Annotated in this window: 16 protein-coding genes; 4 read left to right on the forward strand and 12 right to left on the reverse strand. The window is 58.1% G+C overall.

The window, feature by feature from the left end; translation table 11 throughout:
- The first annotated feature begins 65 nt into the window (after window positions 1–65).
- Window positions 66–944: an NAD(+)/NADH kinase gene (locus M9Q49_RS17360; protein WP_254510069.1), complete on the forward strand. Its 879-nt coding sequence runs from the start codon at window positions 66–68 to the stop codon at window positions 942–944.
- Between the two features lie 48 nt (window positions 945–992).
- Window positions 993–1,868, forward strand: a complete 876-nt coding sequence (locus tag M9Q49_RS17365) for a hypothetical protein (protein ID WP_254510070.1) — start codon at window positions 993–995, stop codon at window positions 1,866–1,868.
- 14 nt (window positions 1,869–1,882) lie between these two features.
- Here the strand turns inward: M9Q49_RS17365 and M9Q49_RS17370 are convergent, their stop codons facing one another.
- The 3 genes from M9Q49_RS17370 to M9Q49_RS36110 all read right to left on the reverse strand — a co-directional run bounded on the left by M9Q49_RS17370 (window position 1,883) and on the right by M9Q49_RS36110 (window position 6,426).
- A complete protein-coding gene (locus M9Q49_RS17370) occupies window positions 1,883–2,968 on the reverse strand; it encodes an HD-GYP domain-containing protein (RefSeq protein ID WP_254510071.1) in 1,086 nt (361 codons plus the stop codon).
- Between the two features lie 30 nt (window positions 2,969–2,998).
- Entirely contained in the window at window positions 2,999–5,803 is a 2,805-nt protein-coding gene (locus tag M9Q49_RS17375; protein ID WP_254510072.1) for a response regulator, read from the reverse strand.
- Window positions 5,804–6,078: 275 nt separating this feature from the next.
- Window positions 6,079–6,426: a zinc ribbon domain-containing protein gene (locus M9Q49_RS36110; protein ID WP_390844256.1), complete on the reverse strand. Its 348-nt coding sequence runs from the start codon at window positions 6,424–6,426 to the stop codon at window positions 6,079–6,081.
- 153 nt (window positions 6,427–6,579) lie between these two features.
- On the opposite strand from M9Q49_RS36110, the gene M9Q49_RS17380 reads away from it, so the two are divergent.
- Window positions 6,580–8,847 carry an SHD1 domain-containing protein gene (locus M9Q49_RS17380; protein WP_254510073.1) on the forward strand — a complete coding sequence of 756 codons (2,268 nt, stop codon included), beginning with the start codon at window positions 6,580–6,582 and terminating at the stop codon, window positions 8,845–8,847.
- On the opposite strand, the gene M9Q49_RS17385 is transcribed toward M9Q49_RS17380, so the two are convergent.
- The 9 genes from M9Q49_RS17385 to M9Q49_RS17425 all read right to left on the reverse strand — a co-directional run bounded on the left by M9Q49_RS17385 (window position 8,844) and on the right by M9Q49_RS17425 (window position 19,881).
- Window positions 8,844–9,347, reverse strand: a complete 504-nt coding sequence (locus M9Q49_RS17385; RefSeq protein ID WP_254510074.1) for a hypothetical protein — start codon at window positions 9,345–9,347, stop codon at window positions 8,844–8,846. The genes M9Q49_RS17380 and M9Q49_RS17385 overlap by 4 nt on opposite strands.
- Window positions 9,348–9,505: 158 nt before the next feature.
- Complete coding sequence (locus M9Q49_RS17390; RefSeq protein ID WP_254510075.1) at window positions 9,506–11,287, reverse strand: ABC transporter ATP-binding protein; 1,782 nt, start codon at window positions 11,285–11,287, stop codon at window positions 9,506–9,508.
- Window positions 11,288–11,485: 198 nt separating this feature from the next.
- A complete protein-coding gene (locus tag M9Q49_RS17395; RefSeq protein WP_254510076.1) occupies window positions 11,486–13,129 on the reverse strand; it encodes a CotH kinase family protein in 1,644 nt (547 codons plus the stop codon).
- 153 nt (window positions 13,130–13,282) lie between these two features.
- Window positions 13,283–14,020 carry a sensor histidine kinase gene (locus M9Q49_RS17400; protein ID WP_254510077.1) on the reverse strand — a complete coding sequence of 246 codons (738 nt, stop codon included), beginning with the start codon at window positions 14,018–14,020 and terminating at the stop codon, window positions 13,283–13,285.
- A gap of 186 nt (window positions 14,021–14,206) precedes the next feature.
- Window positions 14,207–14,446, reverse strand: coding sequence for a hypothetical protein (locus M9Q49_RS17405; RefSeq protein ID WP_254510078.1), 240 nt, complete (start codon window positions 14,444–14,446; stop codon window positions 14,207–14,209).
- A gap of 97 nt (window positions 14,447–14,543) precedes the next feature.
- A complete protein-coding gene (gene xylA / locus M9Q49_RS17410) occupies window positions 14,544–15,857 on the reverse strand; it encodes a xylose isomerase (RefSeq protein WP_254510079.1) in 1,314 nt (437 codons plus the stop codon).
- Between the two features lie 330 nt (window positions 15,858–16,187).
- Window positions 16,188–17,543 carry a sulfatase-like hydrolase/transferase gene (locus M9Q49_RS17415; RefSeq protein ID WP_254510080.1) on the reverse strand — a complete coding sequence of 452 codons (1,356 nt, stop codon included), beginning with the start codon at window positions 17,541–17,543 and terminating at the stop codon, window positions 16,188–16,190.
- 8 nt (window positions 17,544–17,551) lie between these two features.
- Window positions 17,552–19,279, reverse strand: a complete 1,728-nt coding sequence (locus tag M9Q49_RS17420) for a serine/threonine-protein kinase (protein WP_254510081.1) — start codon at window positions 19,277–19,279, stop codon at window positions 17,552–17,554.
- The gene (locus tag M9Q49_RS17425) at window positions 19,279–19,881 is read right to left on the reverse strand and encodes an RNA polymerase sigma factor (protein WP_254510082.1); all 603 of its coding nucleotides are present in this window, start codon (window positions 19,879–19,881) and stop codon (window positions 19,279–19,281) included. The genes M9Q49_RS17420 and M9Q49_RS17425 overlap by 1 nt, the downstream gene beginning before the upstream one ends.
- Window positions 19,882–20,095: 214 nt before the next feature.
- On the opposite strand from M9Q49_RS17425, the gene M9Q49_RS17430 reads away from it, so the two are divergent.
- Entirely contained in the window at window positions 20,096–21,226 is a 1,131-nt protein-coding gene (locus M9Q49_RS17430; protein ID WP_254510083.1) for an HlyD family secretion protein, read from the forward strand.
- Window positions 21,227–21,394: the final 168 nt, after the last annotated feature.

Below are 21,394 nucleotides of genomic sequence, written 5' to 3' on the forward strand. Positions count from 1 at the left end.
CGACTTCGCGACCTTTTCGCTGAGTATCTCGCAAAACGTATACGGGGAAGTGGTAAGATAGTCGAATGCCACCTGCTAATTCCCCCGCTGACAAACCGACTTGGAAATCAAACCCTCGCGTTATCCTCCTCGGTTCGGGAGACCGCCCCAACGTTCCGCAAGGTGCTGAAGACCTACGCCCCATCATCGAAAAGCATAGCCAACTCGTTCATGAGGATCTGCACTTCGTCCCGGGCTCGCTTCCGACTGCGGACTTTGCCGTCGTGCTCGGTGGCGATGGTTCGATCCTCCGCGCCGCAAAGTTGATGGGCGCCGTACAACTGCCAATCCTCGGCGTGAACATGGGGAAGCTCGGTTTTCTCGCCTGGCACAGCCCGGGCGATTTTGCGGAAACGCTGCCTGAGGTTGCGGCGGGAAAATGTCAGATCGTCGAGCATCTGATGTTTCGTTGTTCGCTGGTCCGCGATGGCAAAGTGCTGGAGTCGCATCTCGGCGTGAACGAAGCCGTCATCGCCACCGGCCATCCGTTCACGATGCTCAATGTGCATCTGTATGTCGACGGCGATCTGGCCACGACTTATGCCTGCGATGGCCTGATCATCAGCACGCCAGTGGGTTCGACGGCGCACAGTCTTTCTGCCGGTGGGCCGATTCTGCGCAGTACGCTAGCAGGCTTTGTCATCGTGCCGATCTGTCCGCACACGATGACGGTTCGGCCCGTCGTCGATACTGCCGAGCGCATCTACGAAATGGAAGTGTTGCAGCCGAATCCTGGCACAACGCTGGTTATCGATGGCCGGGTGATCGGCCATTTGCAGCCCGGCGATCGAGTCCGCGTCGAGCGGGCTGATAGCACGTTCAAGCTCATCGCGGCCCGTGGCCACAATTACTACGCGACGCTGCGGGACAAATTGGGCTGGGCTGGAAACGTCTATCGGAAGTAAACTCTCCCTTCCGAAACGCCCAATCATTCATCTCGCAAGGACGCGCCGATGATTCGCACTTCCCTGCTCACCGCCGTTTGCTTCGCCTTCACTGCCACGATCGCGCTGGCGCAGAACGACGCCGAGACCTTTGACCTCGCCTACAAATTCGAGGCCGGTCAGAACTTTCACACCAAGGTGCTGCACCTAGTGACGGTCGAAACGCGGATCAAGGGGCAGACGCAAGTCGCCACCACGCGCAGCCTGTCGACCAAGACCTGGAAGATTCAGAAGATCGCCGACAACGGCAACATTACGTTCGTACACATGGTCGACCACGTCGACATGCAGCAAACAGTAACGGGCCGACAGGAAGTGAAATACAACAGCCTGACTGACAAGAAACCGCCGCACGGCTATGAGCTCGTCGCTGCCGCCGTCGGTGTGCCGCTGGCCACCGTCACGATGGACCGCCACGGCCGAGTGCTGGAACGCAAGGACACGCACAATCAGTTCAATCCAGGCATCGGCGAACTCACCATTCCGCTGCCGCAGCAAAAAGTGAAGATCGGCACGAAGTGGTCGATTCCTGACGAAGTGAAACTGAAGCAGGACAACGGCCAAGTGAAGAAGATCGAAACGATGCAGGTTTACAAGCTGGAAAAAGTGGAAACCGGCGTCGCCACGATCTCGCTCGAAACGCAAGTCATCACGCCGCTCAACGATCCCAAGCTCCGCAGCGAGCTGGTGCAACGGCTGCAGCGGGGCACGATCAAATTCGACCTTGATGCGGGCCGTTTAATCGCCAAGCAGTTTGACATGACCGAAACCGTCATTGGTTTCAATGGCGCCGACAGCCAGATGGAATTTCTGGCCCGTTTCACCGAAGAGCCCTCCACTGGCGTTGCCACGGCTGAAGTGCCAGGGCAACCGGCGAAGCGCTAAGTTTTTCGTACTTGCTATCCGGCAGCTGGCGCAACCGCTCGCTGCTGCTGATACGCGATTTCATACGAACTCTGCACCGGATCGGGCCGTTGTGTTTCGCTGATTTCGCGCAAGGCATTTGCGCAGGCGAGAAACGCATCGACAATCAACGGATCGAAATGGCGTCCCGCTTGTTCGCCGATCATTTGCACAGCTTGCTCGTGCGGAAAGGCGTCTTTGTAGACGCGCTTCGTCGTGAGCGCGTCATAGACGTCGGCAACGGCGACGATCCGGCCGCACAGCGGAATGTCGTTTCCAGCGAGGCCCTGCGGATAGCCCGTGCCGTCGTATTTTTCGTGATGCGTCAGCGCGATGTTGCGGGCCATGCGCAGGAACTTGGCCGTGGGGTATTTATCGAGCGCGGCTTGCAGCGTATCGGCGCCGATTGTGGTGTGCCGCTTCATCACTTCGAATTCTTCGGGAGTGAAGCGGCCCGGCTTCAGCAGAATCGCATCGGGAATGCCGACCTTGCCGATGTCGTGCAGCGGGCTTGTCTGCTGAATCAGGTGAATGAACTCGCGGTCGATCTCGTTCGGGAACATCTGCCGTTCCAGCAGATATTTTGCCAGGCAGCCGCAGTATTTTTGCACGCGCTCAAGATGTTCACCGGTATCGGTATCGCGACTTTCGGCAAGACGGGCTAGGGCAAAGATCGTTACGTCGCGTGTTTCGAGTCCGAGGATTCGTTCTCCCGCGCGAACTCGCAGAATTAGTTCCGGTGGATGAAACGGTTTGACAATGAAATCATCGGCGCCGGCCGCGAGACCTTGCACAATTTCGTCGTTGCCGCGATGACTCGTCAGGAGCACGAAATAGATATAGTGCTCGAACTCGCCACTGCGAACCGCGCGGCACAGTTCCAAGCCAGTAAGGCCCGGCATATCCCAATCGGAAACGACGAGTTGCACGCGCGGTTGCTGCGGATCGGCCGTTTGTTGCCGAAGAATATCGAGCGCTTCGCGGCCGTTGCTCGCCGTGATGACGTCAAAGCCCGAACGCTGCAGCGTGTGCTCCAGCATCGCGAGCGCGATTTCGTCGTCGTCTACTAATAATGCCAACATGACGTTTGTTTGCCCCGTTTGTTGGTTCAGTTACGCCGCGCCGCCGGCAGTCGCCAGTTGCGCGCCCAGCTGATTGCTCAGCGCGACAATGGCTGCTTCGGTGTGCGAGGCTGCGTGACGTAGTTCCACAAGGAGCGCTGGCAGGGCGTCCGCTTCATGCTTCTTGGCCAAGTCCTCGAGACCACGAGCGGCTGCGAGCAACTGCTGGGCTTCGAGATTGGCACTCATGCCCGCGAGCGAGTGAGCGCCGCGAGCGAGATTTTCAAAATTGGTTTCTTCCGCGGCAGTCAACACGCTGAGCACGTCGACCGGAATGCGGACGAGGGCTTTATCGAGGACTCGCTTGAGAAAGCTATCGTCGTTCATGCACCGAGCACGGAGCGGCTTGAGATCGAGAATCGGCAGGATCTTTGACATGGACTCTTCTTCGACCGGCTGAGTTGTCGTTGCAGTCGCCGCTTCAGGCGTGGATTCAGTTGTTGTCGCCACCGGTGTTTCCGTACGCGGCAGAATTTCTTCGATCGCGGCCAGCAGCAGCGTGGGGTTGATCGGCTTGGTCACGTAGTTGTCCATGCCGGCCGACAAGCAGCGATCGCGATCGCCGGCGACAGCGTTGGCCGTGAGGGCGATGATCGGCAGCCGACGCGCGGCTTTTGTCTCGGCTTCTTGTTTGCGGATCGTCCGTGTCGTTTCAAAGCCGTCGAGCTCCGGCATCTGGCAATCCATCAGCACCAGGTCGTAATCGCGGCGAGCGAGTTCCTCGAGTGCGAGGCGGCCGTTGCCGACTAGTTCGCAGTGATAACCGGCCGCGGCGAGAATTTCGGAAACGACTTGCTGATTCACTTCGTTGTCTTCGGCGACCAGAATCCGCACGTTCTTCTTGTTGATGCGGAGAGCTGGAGCAGCGGCGGGCAACGCATGCGGTTGGGCCTTCCGCTGGGGTCCGAACATTTCGACCACCGTGTCGAAGAGCTTCGACTGACGAACTGGCTTCGGCAAACAGGCCGATAAACCACTACGGGCCAGGCGTGGATCATCGAAGAGGGTGCCGGAGGAACTGAGCATCACCAGGCGAGCTTCTTCGAAATCGGGCTGCAGGCGAATGGCCCGCGCCAGCTCGAGGCCATCCATTCCGGGCATGTTGAAATCGAGCAGCACCAGCTGAAAAGGCCGTTTCTGACTATGGCCCATAGCGAGGCGTTCGAGAGCTTCGCGACCACCAGGAACCGTGTCGATCGGCAGGCCCCAACTAGCAAATTGCTCTTCGAGCAGCTCGCGATTGGTTTGATTGTCGTCGACCGCGAGCACTCGCACGTTGGCGAGATTTTGCGGCATGATCAGCGGTCGACGCTGCGTGAGGGGTTGTACCTTGAGCGGAATCGTGAACCAGAACTGCGAACCTTTATTGAGCGTACTGTTCACTCCGATCTCGCCGCCGTAGAGCGTGACCAGCTCGCGGCAAATCGCCAGGCCTAAGCCAGTTCCGCCGTATTTGCGGGTGGTCGAGACATCGACCTGCGAGAATGATTGGAACAAGCGGTCGACGCGGTCGGTTGGAATGCCGATGCCGGTGTCTTCGACGGTGAAGCGAACGTTGACGACGTGCTCATCGGGATGCTCCACTTCGTCACGCAACGCATGCAGCACCACTTGGCCGCGCTGCGTGAACTTTAGCGCGTTGTTGATCAGGTTCACCACGATTTGCCGCAAGCGATCAGGATCGCTCGCCACGCTGGTCGGCAGGTCGGGAGCAAGATGACAGACCAGTTCGATTCCTTTTTCGGCGGCTTTCTCAGCAAACAGCTCGCAGCTGTCTTCGAGCAAAGCATGCAGATCGAAATCGGTTTGTTCTAACTCCAGCTTGCCGGCTTCGATCTTCGAAAAATCGAGAATGTCATTAACCAGGGCCAGCAGAGTGTCGGCGGAGTTCTTCGCGACGCGAGCATAGCGATGCTGCTGCTGCGTGAGGTGAGTTCCTTGCAGCAATTCGAGCATCCCGATCACGCCGTTGAGCGGCGTGCGGATTTCATGGCTCATGCGGGCGAGGAACTCGCTCTTGGCCGAGCTCGAGGCGAGGGCGGCTTCCTTCTGGCGGATCAGTTCTTCGGCGTGCTTACGTTCGCTGATGTCTTCGACTGTTCCTTCGTAGTACTGCACATCGCCGGCATCATCGCGAATCACGCGGGCATTTTCCGAAATCCAAATCACCTTGCCGTCGCAGCGAAAGACTTGCGATTCGAAATTGCGAACGACCCCGGTCTCTTTGATTTGCTGGGCAAACTCATGACGCCGCCGCGGATCGACGTACAACTGATGCTGAATATCACGAATGCCCCGCTGCATTTGGCCGACGTTTTCATAGCCGTAGATGCGGGCAAGCGTGGGATTGGCGGCAATATATTGGCCGTCGGGAGTCGTTTGAAAAATGCCTTCAACGGCGTTCTCAAAAATGCTGCGATACTTTTCTTCGGCGGTGCGCAGTGCTCGCACAACATCTTCGCGGCTGCGGATCTCAGCTTGTGCGCGCTCGACGACGCGGTTGTAGAGACCGGCGATTTGGCCGACTTCGGTACTATTGTTTGCCGGCACTTCCTGGCTGAAATCGCCAGTGAGTCGTTGCTCCTCCATCGCTTGCAACAACTGAGCAACGGCAACAGAAGTGGTTGTGCCTGCCGGAACGGCGTGATTGGTCGTTGAGTGCGTCCGTCCGTTGCGGAACAGCCACCAGCAAGTGCCGCCGAGAACGCACGCAAGCGTCGCCAGGGCGCCAACGGCGACCAGGCAAACGCAGACAATCATCGATAGACCTTCGGCTGAGAAATTGGAAGTAATCATGACACGATCATTCATTGCGAAAATGACGACCGGATCTTTACCGCCAAGTAAGATGCCGACCAGGATGTCGTTCACCGCGAGCAGTAATGCTGCGCACCGTGAACTTGCAAATTATTCATGCTTCAAAACCTAGCTTGCGGGAAAGTGCAGATAACGAATTCGTGTCACAAATTCCACTACTTTTGGATCGGTGGTGCGGTTTATGACGGTGGTTGTGCCCCGGCTGCGTAGTTGGCAGCCGTGCTTTGAGCGAGCGACAACAAGCCCCATGGCCGCTAATGAAGCTGGCTAAGGAATACCAATCCACCCACGACGACGATTGCGAAGACCACCAAGAACAGTATTAAGCAACCGCGTTGTGAATCTTGATGCGACTTCAAACAATCAGCGCAATAATGCTCGATATGAGTCGAGTGGGCGCCGCTGAACTGGACGTTCCAGACGTGCGCGATGCAACTTAATTGGTTGCACCTATGGCAACGAGTCGTAGCCGGCTGAGCACAGGCATGGCATGTGGCAGCAGAGCCTTTCGAGGCAGGCCGCATTGGATAGCCGCAGTGCGGGCAGGCTTCGGCGGCTGTCGAGATTTTCTGCGCGCACTCAGGACAAATGATCAAAGGCATGTGGATCCCTTTGAACGGTATTCGCTACTGGTAAGCGACTATTGTAAGGAGTCTTCGCGGCGAAATTGCAAAATTATTTTGATGGAATTATCCTTCACATCTGCCAAGATGATTCTGCGACTTCATGATTCCTGCTGGGTCGGAGTTCTTGAGATGAAACTTTGGTTGACGAGCCTGCTGTTCTCTTTCGTCCTCTGCTCGCTCCCCTTTGCCGCTACACCCGCGCAGGAAAAGCCCGCCGCTGAAAAAGGTGCGCTGCGAACTTGGAAGGCCAAGGAAGGAACCTTCTCGACCGAAGCGAAGCTCTTGGAAAAGAAGGGCGAGGAAGTTGTTCTGGAACGGCAGGACGGCAAAGTGATCACCGTACCGCTCGCCAAACTCAGCTTCGACGATCGGGTGTATGTCGCCGATTGGTTGAAGAACTCGGTGTTCGGCGGTCCTGCGACACCAGCGAAACCAGTAACGCCTCCGGCATCGGGCGACACTCCTGCACCGGCGAAGGAAGATGCCTTTGATGCCGCCGCGGTTCTGAAGTCTTGGGACGTTCCATACGAGCCCGTTCAATTGACACTGCTATCGCGCTGGAAGCTCGATCGCAAACCAGACTATTTAGAGTTCACCGCCGATGGCGAGCTTGTTTACGCGGCGTTCTATCGCGAAGCGAAGCATCTGATCTATCAAGCCAAGGATGCGAAGCTGCTGCACACAATCGAGTATGGCACGGCGCCCCTCACGGCGGCGGCGATCAGTCCCGATGGCAAGCATCTGGTAACCACGCTCGGCGATAAAGGCTGCGGTGTGTATGACATCGCGGCCCAAAAGGAAGTCTTCGTGCACGAGCGGCCGAAGAACACGACGCGGTTGCTGATGATGGCCGGCAAGTCAACCTGGCTGGTGGCTTCGCAACCAAATGGCGTTTGGCATCGCTATCCATTGCTCGGTGGCCGCGGCTTGGAAGTGCCGTTGCCGAGACCCGCGGATGCGGCAGGCGAAGCCCCTGAGCCGGCGGCCGATACGCACACCGAACTGGCGAGCAGCGCCGATGGCACGCGGCTGCTCGTCAGTTATTCGTCGAAGCTGGGCGGCGTATTGATCGCGACGTTCAACGAAGACGGCACGGCGAAAGATCCGTATGTCGTTCCCATCCGTGGCCCGCTCAACGGGCCAGTCGCCATGGGCAATCGCATCAGCTGTTTCCAGCTGGTGAACAATCAACTCTTTTGGATGCGGCAGTTCGATGAGCCCGGCAATTCGCCGCTGCTCCCTTTCCGGCTGCTTGCTCCGGCTCCGCCGCAGATTTTTGTTTCGCCCGACGATCAGTTTTCGATGATCTTTGAACCGACCCCGGGTGTACTCACTTTCAAACATCTGAACTCGATGTATTCGAAAGGCTTTCAGCTCTACGACCAATACAAACCGGAACTGGTACGCATGAATTGGGGTCAGGAGCGATTGGCCTTTTGCGATGCCGAAGGGGGACTCGAAATCTTGAAATTCAGCGGGCTGCAGTCGCCCGCCCAGAAGATCGATGCCGATCTTCAAGCCTGGCTCTTGAACAAGCAGGACGATCGCATCGAAAAAATGGCAGCGGTACTCGAGAAAGAAAAGGGCGAATTCGCTGGCACGATGGGGGGCGAATCGAAGCTGAAGTTCATGGTGAACTATCTCCTGACCGCCCAGCCGCTGCGTTACATCAAGGGACATCCGCCGCTGGTGGAATGGAACAAGCGGGCTGCCGAGACGCGCCTCGGCCGTTATCACCGCCTGGAACTCGCCATCGGCGCGGCGTGGCGATCACGCGGTGGTGGTTTCGCCAACACCGTGACTCCCGAAGGCTGGAAGGGCTTTCATGAGAAGCTCGCCGAAGCCGAGGAGATCGTCGAGTCGTTCGCCAAGGAAGCGACCATTCCGCCGATTGCCTATCCGCTGATCTTCGATGTTGCCAAGGGACAGCAGTGGGATGAAGACCGCGTCAAGAAAATCGTCGAGCGGATGCTGAAGGAATGCCCCGAGAATCACCCCGCGCATGCCTCGTATTCGGAAACGCTCATGCCACGCTGGGGTGGCGAAATCGATGATTGTAAGAAGTACGCCGAGCGTCTAGTCAAGGAATTTCCCGGCCCGGTGGGCGAAGGCGCCTACACAGCGATCGCCTTGCGACTGCACAACTATCACGCCGCGGGAATCTTCGACGAGCTCGGTCTCGACCGCGAGAAAGCGCAAGCCGGCGTGAAGCACCTCTTTCGCGATCAGCTCGATACACCCCGTTATCGGCAAACCGAGCTGCTGATGGCCATTCTCGCCCGCAACAGCGAGAAGGCCCGCGAATGGAAAGCGGAGATCGTTCGCAAGAACGACGCCTGGCTGCCGGGTGTGATGCAGGAGGCGTTCTTCACCAAAATCATGACACTGCTGAACTAGTGATCGTGTCCGTGACCACCGAAGGCGATCTTTTGCGTGAAGGGCTTACCGGCGATGGTCACTTCGATCGTCGCAAGCTCGGTCTTGATCGGGCCGTGTAGTTCGCGCTTCACCAATTCAAACTGTTGGGCCGTCGGCATGTCGCCGGTCGTGCGATCGACGGCGGCTAGTTCGTGCGTGATGGTTTCGTCGCCTGACTTTTCCTTGATGACGATCACTTCTTGAGCACTGGCAGCGGCAGGGTTCTTTTTAATATCCTTGTCGAGCAAATAGACTGTCACCTTGCCGCTCTTATCGTCGAGCACAAACTCGGCGTGATATTCCTCATCGCCCAGCGCCATTACCTGGCCTCCGTGCGGGCCATGTTCGGCGTGCGAGTGAGAATGCTCGTGACCGCCGTCCCCTTTCTTTGGCGGAACGGGATTGCCGCCACCGCAACCCGTCAGAAAAAAGCTGCCACAGAAAAGAGCGGTCAAAACAAACAGCGCGCGACGTTGCATCGGATAAACCTTGAATAAAGCTGCTGGAGAGCAAATGGACATGAAAACCTCAGCTGCCAGCCATCGTATCGCTGCCAGCGAACGATTCGCAAGGGAGCCTGTGGTAAGACCCGCGCAGAGCGAGTTTATTCCCCCGCTTTAACTCGATTGCCGAATAATCAAGCTTCGGCAAATTGCGATTCCGCGGCCAATCGATAGTGTCCCTGCTGTGCCAGCAGTTCGTCGTGCGTACCCAGTTGCACGATGCGTCCTTCCTCGAGCACCATCACCAGATCGCAGGCCCGCAGCGTGCTCAGGCGGTGCGCCACGATGAACGTCGTACGGCCACTCATGGCTTGTTCGATCGAACCGAGAATCTCGTGCTCAGTGTGGGGATCGATGGCCGCCGCCGGATCGTCGAGCAGTAACAAGGCTGGATCTAGCAGCACCGCGCGAGCAATCGCGATCCGCTGGCGTTGCCCGCCCGATAGATCGAGCCCACTCTCGCCGAGCACCGTTTGATACCCATCGGGAAGATCGACGATAAACTCATGCGCCGCGGCGATCCTGGCCGCCTTCTCAACCTGCGCTTGCGTCGCCTCCGGATGACCAAAGGCGATGTTCGCGGCCACCGTGTTGCTGAAGAGAAATGTTTCCTGAAAGACCAAGCCGATGTTTTGTCGCAGCTCATCCAGATCAAGCGTCCGCAGATCATGACCATCGAGGGCGATCGATCCGCGGGTGGGATCATAGAAACGGCAGAGGAGGCTCAGCAGCGTGCTCTTTCCAGCGCCGGTCGCGCCGAGAATGCCGATCCGCGTGCCGGCGGGAATCGTCAAATTCACATCGCTAAGGACCGGCGAACCGGGCACGTACTCAAACCAGATGTCGTTCAGCGATACATCGCCGCGAGCTCGACCGATGTGGGCTGGCGCGACGGGGTTCATCACATGAATGGGCGCGTCGAGAATCTCAAACACTCGCTGCGCACCACTTAAACTTTGCTGCACGCTGTTGGCAATGTTCGTCAGATTCGCCACTTGGCTTGAGAACTGCTGTAGCAGCCCAGCAAACACAATGAGACCGGATCCCAATGGCAGTTCGCCGCGCGTCACGAGATACCCGCCATACGCGAGCAGAATCACCAGGTTGATCTGCGTCATGTAACCAATCAGCGGCCCAAAGAGCGACACTCGCCAGAAGATGCCCTGCTGCTGATCTTTCACCTCGCGGTTGTCGGCGGCAAAGCGGTTGATCTCTTCCTGCTCGCGGCCAAAACCCTTGATGACCTGGACCCCTTGAATGCTCTCGGCCAGCCGCAGAATTACGTTGTCCACCAGTTCGCGATTGCGGTCGTATAGCGGCCGCACCATCCGCGAGAAAATCGCCGTCACCAGCCACATCAGCGGCGTGGTTGCCAGGCAAGCTAGCGTCAGCCAGACGTGAATGCTCAGCATGTAGCCCATGAAACCGATGAGCGACAGCGTGAGAATGACCAGCTGAATCAGCACGCCGTCGACAAAGGCCCGCACCGACTGCACGTCGCTCGTCACGCGGTTGATGATCGAACCCGTCGCGTTGGCATCGAAGAAATTGAACGACAAGCGCTGCAACTTGTCGTAAACCTGCGCCCGCAGATCGACCACAATGCGAGTGTGAATGAGATAGCCGGCCGATAGTGCGTAGGTGTAGTTCAATACGCCGCGGGTTAGCTCAAGCGCGAGAATGAAACCTGCGATCGCAGCTACTTGCCAAATCGGTTCCCAATAACCGGGCGGAAAGCCAAACGCGAGTCGGTCGGGCACGCCGGCCTTGGGATCGATGAAATGCCGGATCAAATCGATGCCAAAACCGGTAAGGCCCAAGCAGGAGAGCGAGGTGCACAGAAGCAGCGCCTGCAGCACTAACAGGCGAATACAGCCCCAGCGATATTTCCAGCCGAGCCCGAGCATGCGGCGCATGAGCGCCCAATTGGAGGTACCAGGCTCGGCGGTGGGAGAGTCAGCAGACAAGGTTGCAGAGAATAGAGGCGGAAAGTGAAACCGCCATTCTAGCAAATAATGCCCCCGGGCCGGCTTGGGAGGTTAATGGCTTTTGCCTTCCTCGAAGTAGCGCAAAAGCCAGTGACCCTTGCCACAGGGGCAGGGGCGATCGATGAACTACTTCTTAACCTTCACAATCTGCATCGAATTCACATCGAACCAAACCTTCCCCTTCGTCGCGCGCATTTCGGCGACAAGGGCGACTTCCTGTGTCGGCTGGGTGACCACGAACTCATGTTCCAGATCGGTCCAGCCGGTAGTTCCTTCCAGTTTGTTGGTTCGCTGACCGCCGGAGAGACGCAGGCCAGCGCCCGTGCCGGAGGATTCGGTAACGGCAGCCACTTCGGTGACGCGAGCCTTGCCTTGCAGCTTGTACGTGCCGGCCTGGAGCAACACTTTCGTGCGGAAGGAATCGGCGCAACGGCCACTGGCGCCAACGCCGATTACCATGCACTTCACGCCCGTGGGAGTATCTTCCGTCAGCATTGCATCGGTGGCCGGTTGCGGCGCCCAAATCGCGACCTTGCCCACGCCATTCGAGTCGAACTTCAGCGGCCGCGGTTCGATGGTCGCGTTTTGCGTTACCAGGCTTTTCGCGCGGTTGGTGAGGCGTTCTTTCAACCCCTTCATTTGATTGTCGTGATCGTTCCCGGCGTTCGCATTGATTGCGGCGAGCACGGGGCGGGTGCGAGCGTGAATCTGGTCGAGCCGCTGATGTAACTTATCCGGCGGGTTAAAAATCGGCAGCAGTTCGTTTAGGCGATCGCGATAACGGCCTCGCCACTCAGGATTCGACATCACCGCATTGGCCACCATCGCGCCCGGCACGTTGAGCACGCTGGTATTCGTATCTCCGAACATCTGATCCATGCCGTGCGGAAAGAAATACGCCTTTTTATTCGTCGGATCGAAGTAGAACTTGTAGTTGTTGCGGTTGTTGCAATAGCCGTCCCAGTGGCAACACATCAGCTCGAGCGCCATGAAACTGAGGAAGTTGTCGACGTCGAGCAGGGCATCCACCCGTTCCCAACGCTTCGCGGCATCTCCCTCTCGGCAGGCGGCGACCAGCGCTTTCACATCGGCTTTGTCGTCAGCGCCTTTACCCTCGTCGCGCTCCATGTTGCCGTCGATATCCTGGCAAAATCCGCCGTCGTAAAGATTGCCGTCGTTGTCGGCAAAGTGGCGTTTGAGGAAGTTCTTATCGAAGCCCTCTTTCAGTCCGTAAAAACCCAGATCGCGATTGTTAATCCAGACGCGGGCATGCGTCGCGCGAGCCGCCGCCACGCCGCCGGCCAGGTTGATATCGCTGCAGATAATTTCGTGCAGATACGACGGATCCTGTACGCTGTTGTTGAGATGAAACTTGATCATCGCATGGAAGTTTTGCTTCTTCACATACTTGCCCATGTTCAGCGTGACGGCCGGCCGGTCGTCGATGCTGCGAAAGCTCCCCGCCGCTCCTTTGCACTTGATGCCGACATCTTTGTATTCGGTCTTGTCGTTCTCAACGACGCGGCACTTCACATAAGCCCGCAGGTTGCCGCGGAGCTTGTTCAGTTCGCCATCCTCGATGAAGATTTTCATCGTGGGGATTTCGCCGTTGATGAAGAACGCATCGCTGGCGTCGGGCGATTTGCTCTTTTTGCGCGGTAGCGGGCTGTTCTGCTGAGCCAGGGCGGTCTGTGGCAGATTGGCCCAATCGATGGCGGCAGCCGTGGCCGCGATACCCAGAAATGTCCGCCGCTGAATCGAGTCGCGCATGAGCGTGGCCTTCGCTGCCTGGTTATCCAACGATCAGAAAAGTCCCGGGCTTGATAAGCAGGAGCAGGCCCGGTCACCAACAAGTGGCTCCATCCTGCGAGTCTGTTACACCCCGCACGCAAAAGCAAGCCGGGAAAGCGGTTCGAGCCAAAATCAATGCTCGTCAACCAGCGCTTCGGCCAACGGCAACGTCACCTGCACGCGCGTTCCTCGCCCCGGCTGGCTGTCGATTTGAGTCACGCCCCCGATCAGGCGAGCTCGCTCTTTCATCCCCGTCAGGCCATAACGGGTCGACTTCACCTGGGTCGGATCAAACCCACTTCCGTCATCCGCAATGGTGAGCAGCAATTGCTGACCACTCTGCTCGACGCAAACCTTCGCTGCCGAAGCACCGCTGTGGCGGCTGACATTGTTGAGCGCCTCCTGCACGATGCGAAGGATGATCATTTCGAAGGCCGGCGCCAGATGTCGCAGCTGCACGTTTGTTGTGAGCGAAACCTGCAAGCCGTGATCCTCTTCAAAACGCCGCACCAGCTTCTGCAGCGAAGCGATAAAGCCGGCCTGATCGAGCACCACAGGAATCAGGCCGCGAATCAGCCGGCGCGCTTCGGCGACACTATCCCTTAAGGTGCGAATCCCTTTTTCCAGGTTCGCCGCTGCTGCAGGATTTTCAAAAGTTGCCTGCCGGGCCGCTGATTCCAGCAGCATCGCCGCGCCGGCCATGTCCTGCACCACGCCGTCGTGAATTTCAAAGGCCAGCAGTTGCCGGTCGCGCTCGTGCAATTCCAGCGAGCGATGGAGCAGAGCCCGTTCGCGCAACAGCAATTCGTGCTCCGCCCGCAAGGCGGCGCACTCGGCGCGCAGCGACTCAAGCGATTCTTCGGCAGACACGATTCATCCTTCGTGAGGTCGTTGCTTCGATGCACGACTTAGCTGGGGCCCAGTGCAAACATACGTCACAAACCGGGCAGGATCTGGCTCTCACTCAACTTATCCGCGAATTACAAACTCCGCCTTTGCTGATGCGCGAAATGAATGGATTATTCACTTTCGGAGTTGGCCCTGCTCGGCTATCGCTTAAACGAAACCGAACATCGATAAGTACCAAACAATCACCTGATTTGCCGTCTCAGAATGTTCGGCCAGGTTAATCAGGGGGAGATAAAGCCACCGAACGGAATCCGAATCGAGGTATTCGTTGCTGACCAGCCAATTGGCGGGGCCGATCGATAGAACATAGGCGACCGGCAGCAACAACAGCACAACCAGCGTAGCGACGGCGGCGGCAGAACGGCGATTGTCGGTACGCTCGGTCATGGCAGAATCCCTCCCGTAGGCCTGAACGACCAGGCACCTTCCATCGCCCATCGGCCGGAACAGCGCGGAGCTTGTTCCGGCCTGCTGCGACTACTACTTACAGGTAGCGGTTGAACAAATTCTCGAGATATTCCTGCCGGCCGCTCTTGTTCGGGGAGACTTCCCCCTTCTGCAGCATGTAGGTTTCGAGCGAGGTGAAGTCAGCTTTGCCGCTTTCGATCTCGGCGCCCACACCGCTGTCGAAGCTGCTGTAGCGTTCCTTCACAAACTTGTCGAATTCCCCTTCGGCTCGGATCGCTGCGGCCACCTTCAAGCCCTTGGCGAACGCATCCATGCCGCCGATGTGGGCGTAAAACAGATCGATCGGCTCGAAGCTTTCGCGGCGGACCTTGGCGTCGAAGTTCACGCCGCCGGGGGCGATGCCGCCGTGCTTCAAAAGCATCAGCATGATCTCGGTCGTCAGATAGTAGTTCGTCGGGAACTGATCGGTGTCCCAACCGAGCATCACGTCGCCCGTATTGGCATCGATGCTGCCGAGCGCACCTTGCATGCCCGTGTAATCGAGCTCGTGCATCATCGTGTGGCCGGCCAGCGTCGCGTGGTTGGTCTCGAGGTTCAGCTTGAAGTGCGGCAGCAGGTCGTACGCGCGGAGGAAGTTCAAGCAAGCCGCGGCGTCGCTGTCGTACTGATGCTTGGTCGGTTCTTTCGGTTTGGGTTCGATCAAGAACTGCCCGGTGAAGCCGATCTTCTTGGCGTAATCGACAGCCATGTGGAAGAACTTGGCCAGGTGATCGATCTCGCGTTTCAGATCGGTGTTGAACAGATTCTGGTAGCCTTCGCGGCCGCCCCAGAACACATAGTTCTCACCGCCGAGTTCCTTCGTCACTTCGAGGCACTTCTTCACGCTCGCCGCTGCGAAGGCAAAGACGTCGGCGTTGCAGGTCGTCGCAGCACCGTGCATGAAGCGCGGATGGCTGAACATGTTCGCCGTGCCCCACAACAGCTTGATGCCGGTGCGTTGCTGTTCTTCCTTCAGAGCCTTGGCGACCGTGTCGAAGATCTTGTTCGTCTCGGTGAGGTTTGCTCCTTCGGGAGCGACATCGCGATCGTGAAACGCGTAATAAGGCGCGCCGAGCTTTTCGATCAGTTCGAAAGCCACGCGGACGCGCTTCACGGCGTTTTCGACGCTCGGGCTGCCGTCATCCCAGGGGCGAATCGCCGTGCCGGGGCCGAACGGGTCGCTACCCGTGCCGCGGAAGGTGTGCCAATAGACGATGCTGAACCGCAGGTGGTCCTTCATCGATTTCCCTTCGATCATTTCGCTTTCGTTGTACCAGCGAAACGCCAGGGGGTTCCTCGACGACGGGCCTTCGTACTTGATTTTGCTGACTTCAGGAAACGCGGCTGCCATGACGGTTGTGCTCAATTCCAAAGACAAAAGACGGAGAGTAAATCCGGGGCGGGCCCGGTAATGAACCGGCGTTATCGTCGCAAATTCCCCCCTCACTGGCAACGGCCAACCGCCCTGGCGTGGATGGGGGTTATATAACAGGCATGAAGAATTGCGAATGGCCCGAAATGCTTGCTGGGATTCGATCTGCGAAAAACATGCCACGAGTTGCTATAACCTTTTATAACCCTTTTATAACCTCTGATTACGACCTGATGACGAGTTGCTATTGTTATTCTATCCCCAATTAATGGCAACTTGTCTGCCGTTACCGCGTCCCAGACGATCGGCCTACTTGTCCTGCTTTTTCTTCTGCTTCGTCTTGGCGGGAGTCGCTGAGGATTTCTCTCCAGGTTCAAGTTCGGCTGGCCGGGCAGCAGCGAACTGCTCGAGCGCCTTTTGCAACTTGGCCGACGCCGTTTTGGCAGCCGCCGATTGGTCCGCCGCGGCAAGCGCCTGCTTCTCGTTCGGATCGGCTTTCAGGTCGTACAAATCGCCGTTGCGGTAGAGTTTGTATTCGCGATCGAAGGCAAACTCTTTCACCGTCAGATTGTCGTTCTGCCGCGGCGAGTACCAGTGATACAGCCATTCGCGTGGCGAACCTTTTTCGCCACGCAGCTGCGATAAGAAACTCACGCCGTCGATTTTCTCCGGCAAGTTCTTTTCCGCCGTCGTGCCCGCCGCGGCGACAATCGTGGGGAGCACGTCGACGCTGCTGATCAGGTCGCTGTTCACCTGCCCCGCCTTGATTACCGCCGGCCAACTGGCGATCAGTGGCACGTGCGTGCCGCGCTGCGTGGTCGTTCCTTTGCCACCTTTGTAGTTCGCATTCTGAAACTTGCTCGTCACACCGGTCCCCGTGCCATTGTCTCCGAGGAAGATGAGGAGCGTGTTGTCGCGAATCCCCAACTCGCCGAGCTTCTTGTCGAGCTCGCCGATCATCTTGTCCATGTACGTCGTCATGTCGGCGAAGTGCTTCTCCGCGCGATTGACCTGCTCTCCCATCGCCCGCGGATCCCAATCGGCACTGTCGGGCGTCGGCTGAAACGGATCGTGAGTCAGCGTCATGGGGTAATACAGAAAGAATGGATGATCTTTGTGCCGCGTGACAAAATCGATCGCAAACTCATTCAGCAACTTCGGCCCATACTCGCCGTTCGTAAAATCCTTCTCTACGCCGTTGTACTCCAGCCCCGGATTCGCATACCGCGGCGGCCGTCGCGTCTGTTGCCACAGGCACGATTCATCGAAACCAAAATGCTTCGGCGAATCGACCTCGCGCCCGAGTTGCCACTTGCCACAAATGCCGGTCGCATAGCCGGCTTTCTTCAGCACATGCGCAAACGTCGTCTCCGTCCGCCGCAGCGTGCCGAAGTTGACGTAGTTCCGCACGTTGTACATGCCCGTCATCAACTGCACCCGCGTCGGAGTACACAGCGGCTGCACATGACACTGCTCAAACCGCATCCCACCCGCCGCAAGCCGATCGAGATTCGGCGTTTGATAGGACTGGCCACCATTGGCGGTCACGCACTCATAGCCAAAGTCATCGCCTAGGATCAACACGATATTCGGACCGCTCGCGAGCGCATCAGCAGCCAACGCAACCAGCGAGAGAAACAAGGCCAAGATTATTTTGATTCGCATTCGGTCACCTAGTTTCGTTCCGGCGGAACCATCGTCGTTGCCGCAGCCACTCGAGCGTCGGCAGTCACGTAAGGTTCGCGTCTTTGCGACCGCAGGTACAGCCCCTGCAGCAGCATGTTGCAGGTCATCAGCGTCGCCACTTCTAGCGGCGCCCACATCGGCGTGAGGGCAAAGACAATGGCCATGACAAACATCACGCCGCCGACGATGTAATAAAAACCGGCTTCGACCGCGTGCGAGAGAAAACTGAGCGCCGCGGCGCCGGCCCACAGGCCATAAACCATCAGCCGCAAGTTTGGTCGGTCGGCGGGAACGGTGATGAGCACCACGCTCAGGAGCACGGCCATCGCAATCGTATGGCCGATCCAAGTCGTGAGAAAATGCTTCCGTTGCCAACTCGGAATGAGCCGCAACGACGGCGCGCCGACGCGGATCATCAGCGGCAACATGACAAACAGCACAAAGCTGGTCGTCGCGATCATGCCGTTGGCGTAATACGGCTTGCCGGTGAGAAAGTACCAGGCGATGAGATGCGTTGTGAGTGGAATCGGACAGAAAAAGAGCATCCACTTCGTAAAACCCTGAATCCGCTCGTCGAAACCGTGATGCGTAATCGTACGCGTCACCTGTTCGACTAGCGTCAGCGATTGCGCGCTGATCGGTTCATTCTGCAGAAAGGCCTGCAAGTCTTGGGCGAGCGCTGCCGCGTTGGCGTAGCGATTCGCCGGTTTCTTTTCGAGGCATTTCAAGCAAATGATTTCGATGTCGCGCGGAACTTTCGGCTGCACCATCCGCGGCGGCAGCGGATCTTGTTCGCGCACGGCTTGAATCGTTTCGATGACCGAATCGCCTTTGAACGGCGGCCGACCGGTGAGCATTTCATACAGCATCACACCCAGCGCGTAGACATCGGTGGCCGGGCCGATTTCGCTGCCGTTCCCAGCTGCTTGTTCCGGCGCCATGTACGTCGGCGAGCCGATGATCGCGCCGGTCAGCGTGTGGGCGATATTTCCTTCGGCCCGTTTCGCCAGGCCGAAGTCAGCGATCTTTGGCGTGCCATTGGCATCGATCAACACATTGCCGGGCTTCAAGTCGCGATGAACGATGCCGCGCTCGTGCGCGTGTTGAATCCCCTTGGCCAGCGCGAGAATCAACTCAGCCGCCCGTCGCGGCGGCAATGCGGTCCCTTCGATCTGATGCGAGAGATTGCCGCCGGGAACAAACTCCAGCGTCAGATAAGGACAGTCGTTCTGCTCGCCGATTTCGTAGATCTGCACGATGTTCGGATGCGCGAGCCGAGCGACGGCTTCGGCTTCGGCGCGAAAACGCGAGAGCTCTTGTCGACTCGCATTCACGCCCGAGAGGATCATCTTGATCGCAACGATCCGGTTGAGCGCCAACTGCCGCGCTTTATAAACGACGCCCATTCCTCCCTGGCCGATCAGCTCCAGAATCTCATAGCCAATCAAGTTCGGCAGCGCAAGCGGCGTGCGACCTCCTGCGAAGCTCCCTGATACTTCCGGCGAGAGTTCGAGTGCAGCGAGAATCTTTTCCCGCCGAGCGATCCGATCGCGCAGCTCTTGTTGCAAGCGAGGATCATTCGGACAGAGCATTTCGGCCGAAACCGATTCACCGGCAGCGCGGCGTTCCTCCCATTCGACGAGGAGTTCCAGCACCGGATCAATCGGCGGCGGAGTAAGTAAATTTGCAACCGGCTGTGTACGTTCGTCGTTCATCACAGCCTCGCGATTTGCGTCAGGTCAGCAGCTAGATATTCCGTCGCCGCGACCCACAGATAACTGACTTTCCGCGGATGAAGCTCCAGAATCTTGGCAATTTCCGCCTGCGGCAAGCCAAGATAGTAGTGCATCTCGAAAATGGTCCGCTCGGCATCGGCCAGCGTGCCAACCTTGTTGTGAAACTCGGTCCAAATGGCGAGACGAGCGCCGTCGAGCGATTGATCGCCCGGCTCCATACGACTGGCGAGCGAGTCGTTTGCGGGGAACATTGTTTCATGCTGATGAAACGTTCGTTGCCGATCAGCGACCATATCGAGCAGCACCTGCCGGATCTTGTGGGCGGCCAACCGAAAAAAATCGGCGACCGTCGGCGGATCGGCTTTGTCCATGGCTTGGATCAAGCGGAGCCAGGTTTCGTGCACCACACTATCGACATCGTGCCGCCGCTGCAGGTTCGGAAACGACCCGGACAAAATCTTGCCGGCTAGCCGTCGCAGCCGACCGCAGGCCTGTTCGAGAAATTCGCGGCGGGCCTGCTGATCGCCCGCGCGGAGGCGATCGAGCAATTGCTGCAGTTCCACCGTGACGGCCGAATCCATGCACCACCTGCCCGAAGTCGTGCGGCAGCCAGAAGTTACCACAATTCGGAAGATTCTTGAAATTTGGGTGTCCGAAGTGCACCCTACGGCTGCTTAGCTACTAGAGGAGCTTATTAGGAGCCACCTGCCGCCGCAAGTCAAAATGAATGGCGGGCACAACACCATGACTAGCACGAATATTAGCACTGCGTACTCGCAGCAATGGAACACTGCCATGAAAACCTTCATCGCCCTAACCTTGATCGCAGCCCTCGGCGGGACGTCGGCGGGGCTCTGGTTTCATTTTTTCCCTCGCAGCCACGAACTCCGTTTGCCGGGGACCGTCGAATCGCAGGAAGTGCGACTGAGCTCGCGCGTTGGCGGCCGGGTGTCGAAGGTGTATGTCGACGACGGCGCCGTGCTCGAAGCCGGCGCGAAAATCATCGACCTGGAAATGCCCGAACTTGATGCGCAGCGCGCCCAACTCGTCGCGCAGAAGAATGCCGCCGAAGCCAACGTTGCCAAGCTCGTCGAAGGGCCGCGCAAACAAGAGATCGCTGCTGCCAAGGCCGCCGTCGATGCGTCGAAGGCTCGACTCGACTTGATGAACGCTGGTTTCCGTCCCGAAGAAACCGAGCAAGTCGCCGGCGATCTGGCCGCCGCTCGCGCCGACTTGGCCAACGCTCGCGTCGATATGGACCGCGAACGGAACCTGTTGAATCAGAAGGCAACCAGCCAGCAGAATTTCGATGCCGCCGTCGCCAAATATGGCCGGTTGAGCGGCCAGGTTTCGGCGCTCGATGCGAAACATCGGATGTATAGCAAGGGATATCGCGATCAGGAAAAAGCCGAAGCCGAAGCGGAACTCGCTCGCTTGCAGGCCAATCTCGATCTGCTGTACGCCGGCACTCGTGACGAGGACAAAGATGAAGCCCGCGCGCAGGTCGCACAACTCGACGGCAAGCTCGCTGAGCTCGACGTGATGCGGGCCGAACGAACCGTCTTCGCGCCCGAGAAATGCGTCGTGCAAACCGTCTCGGTCCGCCCCGGCGACATCGCCGCGCCAAATCGGCCGGTCGCTCTCGTCCTCCGCGCTGATGACTTGTGGGTGAAGGCTTATATCTCGGAAATCCAAATGGGCCTGATCAAGGTCGGCCAAAAAGTGGAAGTGACGATGGACACCTTCCCGAACAAACGCTTCAGCGGCGAAGTGATCTACATCGCCCCGCAAAGCGAGTTCACGCCCCGCAACGTGCAGACCGTTGATGAACGCCGGCACCAGGTCTTCGGCGTGAAGGTGCGCGTCGCTGATCCGCAAGGAGTTTTCAAAGCGGGGATGGCGGCGGATGTTTGGTTGAAGAAATAGCGTGTTGCGAAGCAACAACGTCACTCCCTCTCCTCGGTACTCCGGGGAGAGGGCCGGGGTGAGGGGCTGACTTGCAAATCACCTCCCCAAGCCAAAAGCCCCTCACCCTAACCCTCTCCCCGGCGTACCGAGGAGAGGGAACTCCCAATTCACAACTCATTGAGTTAG

The sequence above is a fragment of the Anatilimnocola floriformis genome (genome assembly GCF_024256385.1).
In the GTDB taxonomy this organism is placed as follows: Bacteria; Planctomycetota; Planctomycetia; order Pirellulales; family Pirellulaceae; genus Anatilimnocola; species Anatilimnocola floriformis.